The organism is Proteus vulgaris, assembly GCF_033708015.1.
Lineage (GTDB): Bacteria > Pseudomonadota > Gammaproteobacteria > Enterobacterales > Enterobacteriaceae > Proteus.
On the sequence record NZ_CP137920.1, the window covers coordinates 3,267,463 to 3,284,247 of the forward strand.

General features: G+C 42.0%; 10 protein-coding genes, 2 tRNA genes, 3 rRNA genes and 1 pseudogene. 6 read left to right on the plus strand and 10 right to left on the minus strand.

Annotated elements, in window-relative coordinates; translation table 11 throughout:
• Positions 1–28: 28 nt before the first annotated feature.
• The 10 genes and pseudogenes from SB028_RS15450 to gmhB all read right to left on the minus strand — a co-directional run bounded on the left by SB028_RS15450 (position 29) and on the right by gmhB (position 10,298).
• Positions 29–1,210, minus strand: coding sequence for a methionine gamma-lyase (locus SB028_RS15450; RefSeq protein WP_069367278.1), 1,182 nt, complete (start codon positions 1,208–1,210; stop codon positions 29–31).
• A gap of 19 nt (positions 1,211–1,229) precedes the next feature.
• The gene (locus SB028_RS15455) at positions 1,230–1,628 is read right to left on the minus strand and encodes a hypothetical protein (protein WP_069367277.1); all 399 of its coding nucleotides are present in this window, start codon (positions 1,626–1,628) and stop codon (positions 1,230–1,232) included.
• 11 nt (positions 1,629–1,639) lie between these two features.
• Positions 1,640–2,833, minus strand: a pseudogene (locus tag SB028_RS15460) (NAD(P)/FAD-dependent oxidoreductase).
• A gap of 170 nt (positions 2,834–3,003) precedes the next feature.
• On the minus strand, positions 3,004–3,789 hold the full coding sequence (locus SB028_RS15465) for an endonuclease/exonuclease/phosphatase family protein (RefSeq protein WP_069367275.1): 786 nt from the start codon (positions 3,787–3,789) through the stop codon (positions 3,004–3,006).
• 216 nt (positions 3,790–4,005) lie between these two features.
• Positions 4,006–4,082: transfer RNA gene (locus tag SB028_RS15470), tRNA-Asp, on the minus strand.
• A 49-nt stretch (positions 4,083–4,131) separates the two neighbouring features.
• Positions 4,132–4,247 (minus strand): 5S ribosomal RNA (gene rrf / locus SB028_RS15475).
• A gap of 117 nt (positions 4,248–4,364) precedes the next feature.
• Positions 4,365–7,267: ribosomal RNA gene (locus SB028_RS15480) — 23S ribosomal RNA — on the minus strand.
• A 366-nt stretch (positions 7,268–7,633) separates the two neighbouring features.
• Positions 7,634–7,709: transfer RNA gene (locus SB028_RS15485), tRNA-Glu, on the minus strand.
• A gap of 84 nt (positions 7,710–7,793) precedes the next feature.
• A 16S ribosomal RNA gene (locus SB028_RS15490) occupies positions 7,794–9,336 on the minus strand.
• The 16S, 23S and 5S rRNA genes sit together here with 2 tRNA genes alongside, the layout of an rRNA operon.
• A gap of 395 nt (positions 9,337–9,731) precedes the next feature.
• Positions 9,732–10,298, minus strand: coding sequence for a D-glycero-beta-D-manno-heptose 1,7-bisphosphate 7-phosphatase (gene gmhB / locus SB028_RS15495; RefSeq protein WP_069367269.1), 567 nt, complete (start codon positions 10,296–10,298; stop codon positions 9,732–9,734).
• Positions 10,299–10,491: 193 nt separating this feature from the next.
• Between gmhB and metN the strand changes: the two genes are divergently transcribed.
• The 6 genes from metN (at position 10,492) to proS (ending at position 16,490) form a co-directional block, all read left to right on the plus strand.
• Positions 10,492–11,523 (plus strand): methionine ABC transporter ATP-binding protein MetN, encoded by a 1,032-nt coding sequence (metN, locus tag SB028_RS15500; RefSeq protein ID WP_069367268.1) that lies wholly within the window; start codon positions 10,492–10,494, stop codon positions 11,521–11,523.
• Positions 11,516–12,169 (plus strand): methionine ABC transporter permease MetI, encoded by a 654-nt coding sequence (locus SB028_RS15505; protein ID WP_023582692.1) that lies wholly within the window; start codon positions 11,516–11,518, stop codon positions 12,167–12,169. The genes metN and SB028_RS15505 overlap by 8 nt, the downstream gene beginning before the upstream one ends.
• 66 nt (positions 12,170–12,235) lie before the next feature.
• Entirely contained in the window at positions 12,236–13,051 is an 816-nt protein-coding gene (locus tag SB028_RS15510) for a MetQ/NlpA family lipoprotein (RefSeq protein WP_069367267.1), read from the plus strand.
• A 130-nt stretch (positions 13,052–13,181) separates the two neighbouring features.
• Positions 13,182–13,592, plus strand: coding sequence for an Rcs stress response system protein RcsF (rcsF, locus tag SB028_RS15515; protein WP_077885071.1), 411 nt, complete (start codon positions 13,182–13,184; stop codon positions 13,590–13,592).
• Positions 13,589–14,296 (plus strand): tRNA (N6-threonylcarbamoyladenosine(37)-N6)-methyltransferase TrmO, encoded by a 708-nt coding sequence (gene tsaA, locus SB028_RS15520; RefSeq protein ID WP_069367266.1) that lies wholly within the window; start codon positions 13,589–13,591, stop codon positions 14,294–14,296. Before rcsF ends, tsaA begins: the two co-directional genes overlap by 4 nt.
• Before the next feature lie 478 nt (positions 14,297–14,774).
• Positions 14,775–16,490, plus strand: coding sequence for a proline--tRNA ligase (proS, locus tag SB028_RS15525; protein WP_248619918.1), 1,716 nt, complete (start codon positions 14,775–14,777; stop codon positions 16,488–16,490).
• The last annotated feature ends 295 nt before the right edge of the window (positions 16,491–16,785 follow it).

The following is a 16,785-nucleotide window of genomic DNA, read 5'->3' on the forward strand; positions in this document are numbered from 1 at the left end:
AGCCTTTTTCTTTTTTATACGATCTTCACTAAGCCAGTGCTTGTTTTAAATCAGCAATAAGATCTTCCACATCTTCAAGACCGATTGATAATCGAATCAAACCGTCACTTATGCCATGCCTTTGTCGTTCTTCTGCACTATAAGTCGCATGAGTCATTGTTGCTGGATGCTGCGCTAGAGATTCACAATCACCTAAGCTAACTGCTCGACTAAAAAGGTTTAAGCGATTGAGAAACTCTCTGCCCGCTTTGATTCCCCCTTTTAACTCAATGGCTATCATACCACCGGCTAAACGCATTTGACGTTTTGCAAGTTCATATTGAGGAAAAGAAGCCAGCCCTGGATAATAGATAGCTTCAACTTTAGGATTATCTTCAAGATATTGTGCGATGCGTTGTGCATTCTGGCAGATTTGCTCCATCCTTATGCCCAGTGTTTTTATTCCTCGCAATATTAATGAGGCATCATGAGGAGATAAACAAGCACCTGTCATATCCTTTAAACCTTCAACACGAATTTTATCAGCTAATTCATACGTTGTTACAATCGCACCTGCCGTTACATCGCCATGACCTGATAAATATTTAGTCATAGAGTGCACAACAATATCGGCACCAAGATCTAAAGGTTGCTGCAAATAAGGTGAACAGTAAGTACTATCTACCATGACTAGAACATCATTCTGATGCGCTATTTCTGATATTTTTGCGATATCACTCACTCGCATATTAGGATTAGCTGGCGTTTCAAAAAAAATTAATTTTGTTTTCTCTGTGATCGCTTCTTTCAGTTTTTCAAGGTTCGTTAAATCAACGTGCTTTATTTTAACGCCAAATTTAGCAAGTCCATGATTGAAGAAAGTAAAAGTACATCCATAAAGGGTCATATCTGCAATTAATTCATCACCCGGTTTTAGTAACGACCAGCAACTAGAAGTAATCGCCCCTATACCTGAAGAAAAGACAATTGCCGCGTCACCTTTTTCTAATTGAGCTAAACGTTTCTCCAATAAATCCAGTGTTGGGTTTGAGATCCGAGAATAAAAATGCCCTTTTTGTTTTCCAGCAAAACAATCAGCACCATATTGTGCCGTTGGAAAAACAAAAGTGGATGTTTGAAAAACAGGAGGCACTAATGCCCCCTGAGAATCTAATGGAGAATAACCATAATGTATTGCTTGAGTATTAAAATGTTTATTACTTTGCGTCATTACATCTCCTAATTATTAATTAAATTTTTATTTGTTGGTTATTTTCCCCGATAATTTGAACTGTTCTTAGAATAATGGAGATCCCTTTAAGGGTATTCGGATCCCTTAATAAGGCGAAAGTTGAACCTAATGTATATTTTTTATCTTGGTAAATAGACTCTTTTTTTGCCATATTATAAGCAGTACCTAACTCCCACACTGGAATTAATGTTTCTTCAAACGCGACCGAAAGTTTTTCAACCGTTGCATTATCCATAATATCTATTGAGTCAGATATTAAAGATAATAAATCGACAATATTATCAAAACGCTTTAATGCTAATAATGGTCTTGCTTTTTCTAATAAATGCTGAAGATGCAATTTGTCTTCATCGGATAATAGTTGAATGTCTGCTGGGCTTAAATTATTTTCACTCATTATTGTATCCTCTATAATAATCCTCTAACAGTTGCCCAATATAACCCTCGGTTATAACTATTACGCAGTAAGCCGCCCAGCTTTGTTGGTGGTGTAGGAATGACGTCATGCTTATAGTCATATTGTAATGGCATACCTGCTGATAATCCCATTTGCGCTACCGCTTGCACACGACCATCATAAATGGCAGCAGGATAGCCGTAGCGAAGTTCACCACAGATATTATTGGCAATCACACCAGCTTGGTTATGACAACTACCACCGGCTTTACTAATAGGTAAATCAACAGTATCGCCAAGAACATACACTTGATTTAATCCATAAACTTGTAATGTTTCAGGATCAGTAGGTAACCAACCTTCACCGTTATTATGTTCACTTAACCCCGTGTTACGAATTGCCTCAACCGCAGTGATTGGCGGTGTACTCATAAGAATATCAAATGGCTCTGCTTCGCCCTCTTTTGAGTAAGCTATTTTCTTATCAGGATCAACATGGCTCAACGTAAAGCCTCACTTAGCTTTAATATCTCTCTCAGAGAATACCGCAGGAAGAACCTCACAAACCTCTTGTTGCATAAAGAGGCAATTTCTTAGCAATTGAGCAACCGTAGGATAGGTATAAACAATTTCAATATTTTTTCTCACCCGACGCTGGCGAAGAAGTTCATCCAGCATCAATGTGGTTTCCATAGGAGCGATACCACATTGATGAGGTACATTGGGTGTTTCAGGGAAGCTAACAGTAATAAATACACGCCCTTTTTCAATTGTCGCAAGTTTATCGGCAAGGGCTCTGGCAGCTTCATATTGATAAAAATGATTTCCCGCTTCTTTTAAGCCTTCAATTCGATGAGGACTAGGAACACAACCTGTTGCTAATACTAAAAAATCATAATTATATTTTTTCTTCGATTCGCAATAAATAATTTTATTATTAAAGTCAAATTGCTCAGCTTTATCAATAACAAATTCAATTTCAGGTCTTAATAAACTTCTTTCGGAACGCATTAGCTCTTCTTTTAAAAAAAGATTAAATGCAATATACATAAATGCAGGTTTATAATAATGATTAGGATTATCTGAAATAAGCGTTATTTTAATTTTATTCGAAAATATTTCATCATTTAGTTTTTTAGCTAGGATATTAGCGAGAATAGTTCCGCCAGTACCACCGCCAATAATAATTATATTTTTAGTTGGCATTTCATTTCCTATATCTAGTAATAATAGATAGACAAAAAAAGTATAGTAAATGAAGTTAATATAACAAATAGATTAAATAGATTAATAAACTATTTATAAAATAATAATACTAATTGATACTTGATACAATCATATATATTTTAAATATTAACCATCGTTATCATCACTAATTAATAAAATGTCGCAATTAAAGGATGGTGATCTGAAGCATCGGTGATCACAACTTCAGCATTATTCAGTGATAGTCCTCGATAAAAAATATAATCTAACGGCTTACCAAATGCCTTGGTACGCCAATCGTTATCAAAAATAACCTCTTTAAGTCTTAACCTTCTTGCAAAACGTTTTAATACATTCACTCTTGGACGACTCCATGCATTAAAATCACCAGCAAGAATAATGGGACCTTTATGATTCATTATATGAATAGATAAATTACTTAATTGACGCTGATACACATCAACACCAAAACTAAAATTAATTGCATGTACATTAATTACCATTAAATGATCGCCCGTAATTAATGGGTATACCGTAATTAATGCTGATTTAGCCAGTCGTAAAAAAGGCTCTTTCTCTCTAAGAGGACAGCAATAAATAGGATGGGAACTTGATAATGTCATCACACCTGCGGGGTGTTGTTGAAAAGCCAAAGCAGGGACTTGATCTGCAATTAAATGGTGAGTTCCAGCAAAACGAACAAGCTCTGGTGTGGTTTGTGCTTCTTGCAACAGAAGTAAATGCGTATCTGTTGAGAGCGTTTCCAACATATTACGCCAATTGAGTCGTTGCTGTTTATAAATATTCCAAACGGCAATTTTTAGAAGGCCGTCTGTGTAAAGAGGCATTCCGATAGGTAAAGTATCCTTACTTTCACTTAAAGGCGGGCTGGGTTCAATCCTCTCAACAGGTTGACCTGCCACAAAACGCACTGAATAAGTTGGTTTTTTCGCCATTAGCAACCTCAGATAAACAGCAAGATATCTTGCTATAACTAAAGTATACCAAAGGCAAGCTTTACTCTCATCCTTAAAAGGACACTATAATCAACAAAAGTAATTATTTTTATATATAACAGTTATATTTACTTAAAATTATCTGAATTAACTTAAGTTTTATTCTAAATTTTAAGCAAAAAAAACCTAAGTCATTAGACTTAGGTTTCTTAATGTTGGCGGAACGGACGGGACTCGAACCCGCGACCCCCTGCGTGACAGGCAGGTATTCTAACCAACTGAACTACCGCTCCGCGTATTCTTTTGCGATTAATGTTATTTAACACTAATGCTTTAATTAATGCCTGGCAGTTCCCTACTCTCACATGGGGAGACCCCACACTACCATCGGCGCTACAACGTTTCACTTCTGAGTTCGGCATGGGATCAGGTGGGACCGTTGCGCTATGGCCGCCAAGCAAATTCTGTTTTATTACCCGTCACTCACCCTTCAACGGCTCGTCACCAGTAATTATCAATCTTAAACAAGCTTACTTCATCGTTTCGTCTCTCTGACAAAACACCTTCGGTGTTGTCAGGTTAAGCCTCACGGTTCATTAGTACTGGTTAGCTCAACGTATCGCTACGCTTACACACCCAGCCTATCAACGTCTTAGTCTTAAACGTTCCTTTAGGTCACTCAAGGTGACAGGGAAGACTCATCTCGAGGCAAGTTTCCCGCTTAGATGCTTTCAGCGGTTATCTCTTCCGCACTTAGCTACCGGGCAATGCCATTGGCATGACAACCCGAACACCAGTGGTGCGTTCACTCCGGTCCTCTCGTACTAGGAGCAACCCCTCTCAATCTTCCAACGCCCACGGCAGATAGGGACCGAACTGTCTCACGACGTTCTAAACCCAGCTCGCGTACCACTTTAAATGGCGAACAGCCATACCCTTGGGACCTACTTCAGCCCCAGGATGTGATGAGCCGACATCGAGGTGCCAAACACCGCCGTCGATATGAACTCTTGGGCGGTATCAGCCTGTTATCCCCGGAGTACCTTTTATCCGTTGAGCGATGGCCCTTCCATTCAGAACCACCGGATCACTAAGACCTACTTTCGTACCTGCTCGAGCCGTCACTCTCACAGTCAAGCTGGCTTATGCCTTTGCACTAACCGCATGATGTCCGACCATGCTTAGCCAACCTTCGTGCTCCTCCGTTACTCTTTAGGAGGAGACCGCCCCAGTCAAACTACCCACCAGACACGGTCCCCGATCCAGATTATGGACCTAGGTTAGAACATCAAACGTTAAAGGGTGGTATTTCAAGGTTGACTCCATGCAGACTGGCGTCCACACTTCATAGTCTCCCACCTATCCTACACATCAAGGCTCAATGTTCAGTGTCAAGCTATAGTAAAGGTTCACGGGGTCTTTCCGTCTTGCCGCGGGTACACTGCATCTTCACAGCGAGTTCAATTTCACTGAGTCTCGGGTGGAGACAGCCTGGCCATCATTACGCCATTCGTGCAGGTCGGAACTTACCCGACAAGGAATTTCGCTACCTTAGGACCGTTATAGTTACGGCCGCCGTTTACTGGGGCTTCGATCAAGAGCTTCTCCCTAAGGATAACCCCATCAATTAACCTTCCAGCACCGGGCAGGCGTCACACCGTATACGTCCACTTTCGTGTTTGCACAGTGCTGTGTTTTTAATAAACAGTTGCAGCCAGCTGGTATCTTCGACTGGCTTCGGCTCCATCCGCAAGGGATTTCACTTACCGCCAGCGTGCCTTCTCCCGAAGTTACGGCACCATTTTGCCTAGTTCCTTCACCCGAGTTCTCTCAAGCGCCTGAGTATTCTCTACCTGACCACCTGTGTCGGTTTGGGGTACGATTGTTGGTAACCTGAAGCTTAGAGGCTTTTCCTGGAAGCAGGGCATCAATTGCTTCACCACCTTAGTGGTTCGTCATCACACCTCAGCATTAAGTGACCGGATTTGCCTAATCACTCTGCCTACATGCTTGAACCGGGACGACCGTCGCCCGGACAACCTAGCCTTCTCCGTTCCCCCATCGCAGTTACCACCAGTACGGGAATATTAACCCGTTTCCCATCGACTACGCTTTTCAGCCTCGCCTTAGGGGTCGACTCACCCTGCCCCGATTAACGTTGGACAGGAACCCTTGGTCTTCCGGCGTGCGGGTTTTTCACCCGCATTATCGTTACTTATGTCAGCATTCGCACTTCTGATACCTCCAGCATACCTCACAGTACACCTTCGCAGGCTTACAGAACGCTCCCCTACCCAACAACACATAGTGTCGCTGCCGCAGCTTCGGTGCATGGTTTAGCCCCGTTACATCTTCCGCGCGGGCCGACTCGACCAGTGAGCTATTACGCTTTCTTTAAATGATGGCTGCTTCTAAGCCAACATCCTGGCTGTCTGAGCCTTCCCACTTCGTTTCCCACTTAACCATGACTTTGGGACCTTAGCTGGCGGTCTGGGTTGTTTCCCTCTTCACGACGGACGTTAGCACCCGCCGTGTGTCTCCCGTGATAACATTCTTCGGTATTCGCAGTTTGCATCGAGTTGGTAAGTCGGGATGACCCCCTAGTCGAAACAGTGCTCTACCCCCGAAGATGAGTTCACGAGGCGCTACCTAAATAGCTTTCGGGGAGAACCAGCTATCTCCCGGTTTGATTGGCCTTTCACCCCCATCCACAAGTCATCCGCTAATTTTTCAACATTAGTCGGTTCGGTCCTCCAGTTAGTGTTACCCAACCTTCAACCTGCCCATGGATAGATCACCGGGTTTCGGGTCTATACCCTGCAACTCATTCGCCCAGTTAAGACTCGGTTTCCCTACGGCTCCCCTATACGGTTAACCTTGCTACAGAATATAAGTCGCTGACCCATTATACAAAAGGTACGCAGTCACCCCATAAAGAGGCTCCTACTGCTTGTACGTACACGGTTTCAGGTTCTTTTTCACTCCCCTCGCCGGGGTTCTTTTCGCCTTTCCCTCACGGTACTGGTTCACTATCGGTCAATCAGGAGTATTTAGCCTTGGAGGATGGTCCCCCCATATTCAGACAGGATAACACGTGTCCCGCCCTACTCGTCGAGTTCACAATAACAGCATCTTCGGATACGGGGCTATCACCCTTTACTGCCGGACTTTCCAGACCGTTCTCCTGATGCTGCCATTGATTAAGACTCTGGGCTGTTCCCCGTTCGCTCGCCGCTACTAGGGGAATCTCGGTTGATTTCTTTTCCTCGGGGTACTGAGATGTTTCAGTTCTCCCGGTTCGCCTCATTAACCTATGTATTCAGTTAATGATAATATCCATGGGATATTGGGTTTCCCCATTCGGAAATCGTCGGGTATAACGGTTCATATCACCTTACCGACGCTTATCGCAGATTAGCACGTCCTTCATCGCCTCTGATTGCCTAGGCATCCACCGTGTACGCTTATTCGCTTAACCTCACAACCCGAAGATGTTTCTCTCGAAGACGACTTTAAAGGTCATGGCTACACAAGCATCAATTCGTTGTTGGGCAGTGCTCGTAATGCTCACATACTTAAGTATGCTGCGCTTACTGCGCGCTGTCCGCCTAGAATTGCTGTTGTTCGCTCATGACACTCGCCTTGGAGTATCACAAATTCAAGGTCTGAGATTTTGAGAGACTCATCAATATACCTCGGTGATATATTGATTTGTTTTCAATTTTTCAGCTTGTTCCAGATTGTTAAAGAGCATAATAGGTAAAATAACTCGCTTGAATTATCTTAACTATTCCCTGATTTTCATCAGATATAGTGTGGTACGCCTTTCACTCATACCGCGCATTGGCGTCCCCTAGGGGATTCGAACCCCTGTTACCGCCGTGAAAGGGCGGTGTCCTAGGCCTCTAGACGAAGGGGACTTCAGTCAGCTTCGCAGACGCGCTTTTGCTCGTTCTTCATCAGACAATCTGTGTGAGCACTGCACATAACACGTATCTCTTAGGTAAGGAGGTGATCCAACCGCAGGTTCCCCTACGGTTACCTTGTTACGACTTCACCCCAGTCATGAATCACAAAGTGGTAAGCGCCCTCCCGAAGGTTAAGCTACCTACTTCTTTTGCAACCCACTCCCATGGTGTGACGGGCGGTGTGTACAAGGCCCGGGAACGTATTCACCGTAGCATTCTGATCTACGATTACTAGCGATTCCGACTTCATGGAGTCGAGTTGCAGACTCCAATCCGGACTACGACAGACTTTATGAGTTCCGCTTGCTCTCGCGAGGTCGCTTCTCTTTGTATCTGCCATTGTAGCACGTGTGTAGCCCTACTCGTAAGGGCCATGATGACTTGACGTCATCCCCACCTTCCTCCGGTTTATCACCGGCAGTCTCCTTTGAGTTCCCACCATAACGTGCTGGCAACAAAGGATAAGGGTTGCGCTCGTTGCGGGACTTAACCCAACATTTCACAACACGAGCTGACGACAGCCATGCAGCACCTGTCTCAGCGTTCCCGAAGGCACTCCTCTATCTCTAAAGGATTCGCTGGATGTCAAGAGTAGGTAAGGTTCTTCGCGTTGCATCGAATTAAACCACATGCTCCACCGCTTGTGCGGGCCCCCGTCAATTCATTTGAGTTTTAACCTTGCGGCCGTACTCCCCAGGCGGTCGATTTAACGCGTTAGCTCCAGAAGCCACGGTTCAAGACCACAACCTCTAAATCGACATCGTTTACAGCGTGGACTACCAGGGTATCTAATCCTGTTTGCTCCCCACGCTTTCGCACCTGAGCGTCAGTCTTTGTCCAGGGGGCCGCCTTCGCCACCGGTATTCCTCCACATCTCTACGCATTTCACCGCTACACGTGGAATTCTACCCCCCTCTACAAGACTCTAGCCAACCAGTTTCAGATGCAATTCCCAAGTTAAGCTCGGGGCTTTCACATCTGACTTAATTGACCGCCTGCGTGCGCTTTACGCCCAGTAATTCCGATTAACGCTTGCACCCTCCGTATTACCGCGGCTGCTGGCACGGAGTTAGCCGGTGCTTCTTCTGCGGGTAACGTCAATTGATAAGGGTATTAACCTTATCACCTTCCTCCCCGCTGAAAGTACTTTACAACCCTAAGGCCTTCTTCATACACGCGGCATGGCTGCATCAGGCTTGCGCCCATTGTGCAATATTCCCCACTGCTGCCTCCCGTAGGAGTCTGGGCCGTGTCTCAGTCCCAGTGTGGCTGATCATCCTCTCAGACCAGCTAGAGATCGTCGCCTAGGTGAGCCATTACCCCACCTACTAGCTAATCCCATATGGGTTCATCCGATAGCGCAAGGTCCGAAGAGCCCCTGCTTTGGTCCGTAGACGTCATGCGGTATTAGCCACCGTTTCCAGTAGTTATCCCCCTCTATCGGGCAGATCCCCATACATTACTCACCCGTCCGCCGCTCGTCAGCAAGAAAGCAAGCTTTCTCCTGTTACCGCCCGACTTGCATGTGTTAGGCCTGCCGCCAGCGTTCAATCTGAGCCATGATCAAACTCTTCAATTAAAAGTGTTTGATGCTCAAAGAAATCGAAAACTTAGCTATTCATAAATGAATTTACTTTTGTTGTTCACTCTTCAAGACTTGATACATCTAATATTTTAGAAGATATCGTCTCTGCGAGTGCCCACACAGATTGTCTGATAATTTGTTAAAGAGCAGTGCAACATTCGCTGCCGTTTCCGGTCTTCTGCGTTGTTGCGAGGAGGTGCATTCTACATCTTCCTCATTGAGTGTCAAGCGTTTATTTTCAAGGCTTTTCACTTTTTTCTTTGTTCTCTCAGTCAGTTCGCTTAGCGCCCTGTGCCGTGACAACGAGGACGCATTATAGGGAGTTTTCTGAGACTGGCAATAGTTTTTTAAAAAAAAATGTTCGTTTGTTGGTAAATTAAACGAAGTGCCTATTTTTTGTGGCTTTTTAACCATTTTGGCAAGTCTGCAAGGCTATCGAGAACAAAATCTGCACACTGTTGTGTCTCTTCAGTTATCTCTTTTCCTGTACGAACAAGAATTTTATGACCCACTCCCGCAGCTTTTGCTGCCAACATATCTTCTTTTTTGTCGCCAACCATATAAGAAGCGGCCATATCGATGTTCAGTTGTGCTTTCGCATCCATAAACATACCGGAGGCTGGTTTGCGACAATCACATACTTTTTTATATTCTTCTATCGTGGCATCCGGATGATGAGGACAATAATAGATACCATCTAAATCAACCCCCCTATCTGCTAAAGACCAATCCATCCACTCTGTTAGATGTAAAAATTGATCTTCACTATAATAGCCGCGACCAATACCTGATTGATTAGTCACGAGCACCAAGGCATATCCCATCGCTTTTAATTCGGCCATTGCCTCAATAACGCCATCGATAAATTCAAAGTTATCAATTTCAGACACATAACCATGGTCTATGTTAATAGTTCCATCGCGATCTAAAAAAATCGCAGAAATCCCCTTGCTCACAGCATTACTCCATTTAGATATTTTTATTAGTATCGCATGTTTTTTCTTATATAGAGAATGATATCCATGGCTTTCTTTCTTTAATTACTCATCAACTCTTTTTTATTGACTTGGACGTCTAGACGCCTTAACATCTATTTTAACTCGGGCAGAATAGTCTTTATGTCCCATATCTACTTATATAAAGAAAAACATGATTAAACTGACGAATATAAATAAAGTGTTTAAGCAGGGAGAGCGTTCCATACAAGCGCTATCAAACATTAACCTGCATGTGCCACAAGGGCAGATTTTTGGTGTCATCGGATCGTCAGGAGCGGGTAAAAGTACACTGATACGTTGTGTGAACATGTTGGAAAAACCAACTTCAGGTGAAGTGCTTGTTGATGGTCGAGATCTCACTAAGTTATCTGATAAAGAACTAACAAAAGCACGCCGCGGCATTGGCATGATTTTCCAACATTTTAACTTACTGTCTTCTCGTACAGTATTTGATAATGTGGCACTGCCATTAGAACTTGATAATACGCCTCGTGCTGAAATTAATAAGCGTGTTAATGAGTTACTTGAATTAGTCGGTTTGTCAGATAAGAAAGAGTATTACCCAGCAAACTTATCTGGTGGGCAAAAGCAACGTGTTGCCATTGCACGCGCGTTGGCAAATTCACCAAACGTTTTACTGTGTGATGAAGCAACTAGTGCACTTGATCCGGCAACAACACGTTCTATTTTAGAATTACTAAAAGACATTAACCGTCGTTTAGGCCTTACCATTTTATTAATTACCCATGAAATGGATGTCGTAAAACGTATTTGTGATCAGGTTGCTGTAATAAGTGGTGGTCAATTAGTTGAAAGTGATGCAGTGAGTGAAGTTTTCTCTCATCCAAAAACACCTGTTTCTCAGGCTTTTATCCAATCAACACTACAATTGGATATTCCTGAAGATTACAAAGAACGTTTAAAACCAGAGTGGGAGGAAGGTTTATTCCCATTGTTGAAACTTGAGTTTAACGGTCAATCAGTTGATGCACCATTAATGTCTATCGTAGCTCGTCGTTTCGACGCAGATATTAATATCTTAAGTTCACAAATGGACTATGCTGGCGGTGTGAAGTTTGGTGTGATGTTAGCTGAGTTACACGGTAAAAATGGTAATACTGAAAAGTCGATTGCATTTTTAGAAGAGCATCATGTGAAAGTAGAGGTTCTCGGTTATGTCTGAAGGAATGGTTTATTTATTAATTAGTGGGATCTGGGAAACCTTAGTCATGACCTTCGTTTCAGGCTTCTTTGGTTTTGTCATCGGGCTACCACTGGGTGTTTTACTTTATGTCACTCGTCCTGAACAAATTATGGCAAATCCACCTGCCTATCGTGTTATCTCAGCACTTGTGAATATTTTTAGGGCGATCCCTTTTATTATCTTACTTGTATGGATGATCCCTTTTACTCGTTTGGTTGTAGGAACATCTATTGGCTTGCAAGCAGCCATCGTACCATTAACTGTTGCAGCAGCACCTTTTATTGCTCGTATGGTCGAAAATACGCTATTGGAAATCCCACAAGGATTAATTGAAGCATCTCGTTCTATGGGTGCAACACCAATGCAAATTATCAAGAAAATTTTATTACCAGAATCTTTACCAGGTTTGATTAATGCTGCAACCATTACACTAATTACATTAGTGGGTTATTCAGCAATGGGTGGTGCTGTTGGTGCAGGTGGTTTAGGTCAAATTGGCTATCAATATGGTTACGTTGGCTATAATGCAACTGTAATGAATATTGTGATTGTTCTGCTCGTTATTCTTGTTTTTATCATTCAGTTTTTCGGCGATCGCTTAGTGAAGCTGACAACACATAAATAATTAGATTGAAGGTTTCAATTATTAAATCGAAACCTTTTAATTAACGGATCAAATAAGGGTAAATGTATGTCATTAAAATTTAAATCGCTCGCAGTCGTAAGTGCTTTAGTTGGCGCATTAGTATTAGCGGGTTGTGGTGAAAAAGAAAAAGATCCAAACCATATTCGTGTTGGTGTAATTTCTGGCTCTGAGCAACAAGTTGCTGAAGTCGCAAAGCAAGTTGCTAAAGATAAATATGGTCTTGATGTAGAACTTGTTACTTTCAATGACTTCGTCATGCCGAATGAATCATTAAGCCGTGGTGATATCGATCTTAATGCATTTCAACATAAACCTTATTTAGATCAGCAAATTAAGGATCGTAATTTTAAGATTACTGCAGTAGGAAATACGTTTATTTATCCTATCGCAGGTTACTCTAAGAAAATTACTGATTTAGCTGATTTACCTGATGGTGCTCAAGTAGCTATCCCTAACGATCCTACTAACTTAGGTCGTTCACTACTGTTATTAGAAAAAGTAGGATTAATTAAATTAAAAGATGGTGTAGGCTTATTACCAACTTCTTTAGATATTATTGAAAACCCTAAAAATCTAAAATTAGTAGAATTAGAAGCACCTCAATTACCACGTTCATTAGATGATCAAAAAATCTATTTAGCGGTAATCAATACCACTTATGCAAGCCAAGTAAACTTAACGCCAGCAAAAGACGGTATTTTTGTTGAAGATAAAGACTCTCCATATGTAAACATCATTGTTGCACGCGAAGATAATAAAGACAGTGAAAATGTGAAGAAATTTATTCAAGCTTACCAAACAGACGAAGTGGATAGTGCTGCAAATAAAATCTTTAACGGCGGTGCTGTAAAAGGCTGGTAATACGTTAGAATTTAACGTAATGATAAAAAAGGCGGACATTTGTTCGCCTTTCTCTTTTTTACTTGGCTAATTTGCATTAAATTAGTGCCGTTTAATTTTTGTATAGACAATAATAAAGAGGATATTACCCATGCACATGCGCTTGCTACTTATTGGCATCATGGCGCTGTTTATGACAGGCTGTTCAATGCAAAAATCATCTGATGTTGATCAGTCTAAATTTACGGATATGCGTTTAAATAAACCTGGGCAACCACAAAAACCAAAGTCACAAACTTTACCTTCAGTACGTATTGTTGAAAAAACGGAAGACCTTTTAGGTGCCCCTTTTAAAGATCTTGGCGTTGTCGCGGGAGAATCATGTCGCCAAACATTACAAGATCCACCAGCAAGTTTACCTATTGCTAAAAAAAGAATGGCAACAAAAGCAGCCTATAAAAATGCGAATGCCGTTTTGTTGCATGAATGCCAAATAGTCACAGGCTTAGGATGCTATCAATCCGCTATATGTGAAGGCACAGCACTACTCATTACAAAATGAACACCTACCAAATGAATCCTATAGGGCATATTTCTAGCCCTTATAAAGAAAAATTTGCCGTTCCACGCCAGCCTGGACTCATCCAGGATGGCGGCGGCCAACTTATTCTACATGCACCTTATAATCACCCTGATACGGTTCGAGGCTTAGCGCAATTTAGCCACCTTTGGTTGATTTTTGTTTTTCATCAAACAGCACAACAAGGTTGGCATCCTCTCGTTCGTCCCCCTAGATTAGGCGGTAACGCCAAAATTGGTGTATTTGCAACTCGCTCAACCTTTCGCCCCAACCCAATTGGTATGTCATTGGTTGAATTGAAAAAAGTAAACACAGCAAATCAGTCTGTTATTTTAGAATTGGGTAGCCTTGATCTTGTGGATGGCACGCCTATTCTTGATATCAAACCTTATTTACCGTTTGCAGAATCTCGCCCTAATGCGATTGCAGGGTTTGCACAAGAAGCGCCCAATAACGAAATGCCTGTTTTCTTTTCGCCAGTTGCAACAGACCAACTGCAACACTATGCCAATGAGTACCCTCATCTTTCACGTTTTATCACCCAAGTATTACAGCAAGATCCTCGTCCTGCTTATAAAAAAGGTGAGCAAAGTGATAGAATTTATGCCGTACACTTACTCGAATTTAATGTTCGCTGGCAAGTCAATGGACAACAGACACTTGTTCTTAGTATAGAACCGCGGTAACTTGCTATTATCTTCATTGATATTGTTATCATGAATAATCTAATCTGAGAGTCATTCTCATGTCTTTAGACAAATCAGATTGAAAAAAATGCTTTGCCTCTTTTGGCAGACCTAAGTCACTGGTAGACTAGAGCGTGTTGACCTTTGATGGTCGATTTTTATTCGAATTAAAAGCATTTTAAGCAAGGCGAGAGGTTCGCCGCCTAATGAACTAGGCTAGCGCCTCTCAACGCAGAATAAAATGAGTGAAACGTCTTTTAATCGAATCCGTAGGGCTGTTTTTATTTTTAAGTGGTCATTGTTAATGACAATCAATGCCAAGCCCAAAATAGTTGAATATGTTGCTTGTTTTATAAATTTCTTTTGCTGTAAAAATAAGCAGAAAAGATCAACACGCTCTAAAGTCTTTCCCTAATTATATTGATGTAGACTGGCGTGACAGTCAGCCTAAGTATTTTTGTTCTAATGGAACCTAATAATGCGTACTAGCCACTATTTGCTCTCTACTTTAAAAGAGACACCTGCTGATGCAGAAATTGTCAGCCATCAACTTATGCTTCGCGCAGGCATGATCCGTAAACTCGCTTCTGGTCTTTATGATTGGATGCCGACAGGGGTTCGTGTTCTAAGAAAAATTGAAAAAATTGTTCGTGAAGAGATGGACAATGCAGGATCACTTGAGATTTCAATGCCCGTTGTTCAACCCGCTGACTTATGGCTAGAAAGTGGTCGTTGGGAACAGTATGGTCCTGAATTACTGCGTTTTTCAGACAGAGGCGAGCGCCCATTTGTTTTAGGCCCAACCCATGAAGAAGTGGTTACGGATATTGTTCGTAACGAGATTACTTCTTACAAACAACTTCCACTGAACCTATATCAAATTCAAACTAAATTCCGCGACGAAGTACGCCCTCGTTTTGGTGTTATGCGCTCTCGTGAATTTATCATGAAAGATGCATACTCTTTCCACATTTCTCAAGAGTCTTTACAAGAGACTTACGACAGAATGTACGAAGCTTACAGCAAAATCTTCTCACGTATTGGTTTAGATTTCCGTCCAGTACTTGCAGATACTGGCTCTATCGGTGGTAATGCTTCTCATGAATTCCAAGTTTTAGCAGACAGTGGTGAAGATGATATCGTCTTTTCGACTGGCTCTGACTATGCAGCCAATATCGAATTAGCAGAAGCAGTCATGCCTGAAACTCCACGTGCAGCTGCAACTGAAGACTTACGCTTAGTGGATACACCAAACGCTAAAACCATCGCTGAATTAGTTGAACAATTCAATCTACCAATTGAAAAAACAGTTAAAACACTGATTGTTCATGGTACGAAAGAAAGTGGTCACTCATTAGTTGCATTATTAGTCCGTGGCGATCACGAACTTAATGAAATTAAAGCAGAAAAATGCGCTATCGTTGCAACACCTTTAACTTTCGCTACTGAAGCTGAAATTCGCCAAGCTGTCAATGCAGGCCCAGGTTCATTAGGCCCAGTTAATCTGCCACTGCCCGTTATTATGGATCGCGCTGTCTCTGTAATGAGCGATTTTGGTGCTGGTGCAAACGTTGATGGTAAACACTATTTTGGTATTAACTGGGAGCGAGACCTACCTGTTGCTGAAATTGCTGACATCCGTAATGTTGTTGAAGGCGATCCAAGCCCAGACGGTAATGGAACATTACTCATCAAACGAGGTATTGAAGTTGGTCATATTTTCCAACTCGGCACAAAATATTCAGAAGCATTAAAAGCAACCGTACAAAACGAAGAAGGTCATAACCAAATCGTGACTATGGGCTGTTATGGTATCGGTATAACTCGTATTGTTGCTGCCGCGATTGAACAAAACCATGATGCTCGTGGTATTATTTGGCCAGATGCGATTGCACCATTCCAAGTTGCTATTTTACCAATGAATATGCATCGTTCTTATCGTGTTAAAGAAGTCGCTGACAAACTTTATAACGAATTACGCGCTCAAGGAATTGATGTTCTGTTTGATGATCGTAAAGAACGTCCGGGTGTCATGTTTGCTGATATGGAACTTATCGGTATTCCACACACGATCGTGATTGGTGATCGAAACTTAGACAACAACCAAATCGAATATAAAGCGCGCCGTAGTGATGATAAATCACTGGTTAATGTTGACGATGTTGTTGCCTTTATCAAAGAGCAACTCGCTTAATCATTAGGCCTCTTATTTTATGAGGCTTGATTAATAAGTAACAAGCGTGTCCTTTCATACACGCTTGTTACTGCAATAATCATATCTCAATTACCTCTTTTTATACTTTTCCTTCCGGCTCTAGCTCCCAGAACAACGTGATATACCGCTGAGAAACACTCATTGCGACATATTAAGATCCCTTTAACACAAACCATTATCATCGCGCCGTTAGCTATTTTTTATACTGGGAAGTTCAGAATACTCTAATAATAAATAAAATTAATATGAGTATATTATTTCGTTATATAAGCAA

Coding starts and splice junctions, on each gene's coding strand:
- SB028_RS15450 (WP_069367278.1), bottom strand. CDS start 1,210: ATGACGCAAAGTAATAAACATTTTAATACTCAAGCAATACATTATGGT.
- SB028_RS15455 (WP_069367277.1), bottom strand. CDS start 1,628: ATGAGTGAAAATAATTTAAGCCCAGCAGACATTCAACTATTATCCGAT.
- SB028_RS15465 (WP_069367275.1), bottom strand. CDS start 3,789: ATGGCGAAAAAACCAACTTATTCAGTGCGTTTTGTGGCAGGTCAACCT.
- metN (WP_069367268.1), top strand. CDS start 10,492: ATGATTAAACTGACGAATATAAATAAAGTGTTTAAGCAGGGAGAGCGT.
- SB028_RS15505 (WP_023582692.1), top strand. CDS start 11,516: ATGTCTGAAGGAATGGTTTATTTATTAATTAGTGGGATCTGGGAAACC.
- SB028_RS15510 (WP_069367267.1), top strand. CDS start 12,236: ATGTCATTAAAATTTAAATCGCTCGCAGTCGTAAGTGCTTTAGTTGGC.
- rcsF (WP_077885071.1), top strand. CDS start 13,182: ATGCACATGCGCTTGCTACTTATTGGCATCATGGCGCTGTTTATGACA.
- tsaA (WP_069367266.1), top strand. CDS start 13,589: ATGAACACCTACCAAATGAATCCTATAGGGCATATTTCTAGCCCTTAT.
- proS (WP_248619918.1), top strand. CDS start 14,775: ATGCGTACTAGCCACTATTTGCTCTCTACTTTAAAAGAGACACCTGCT.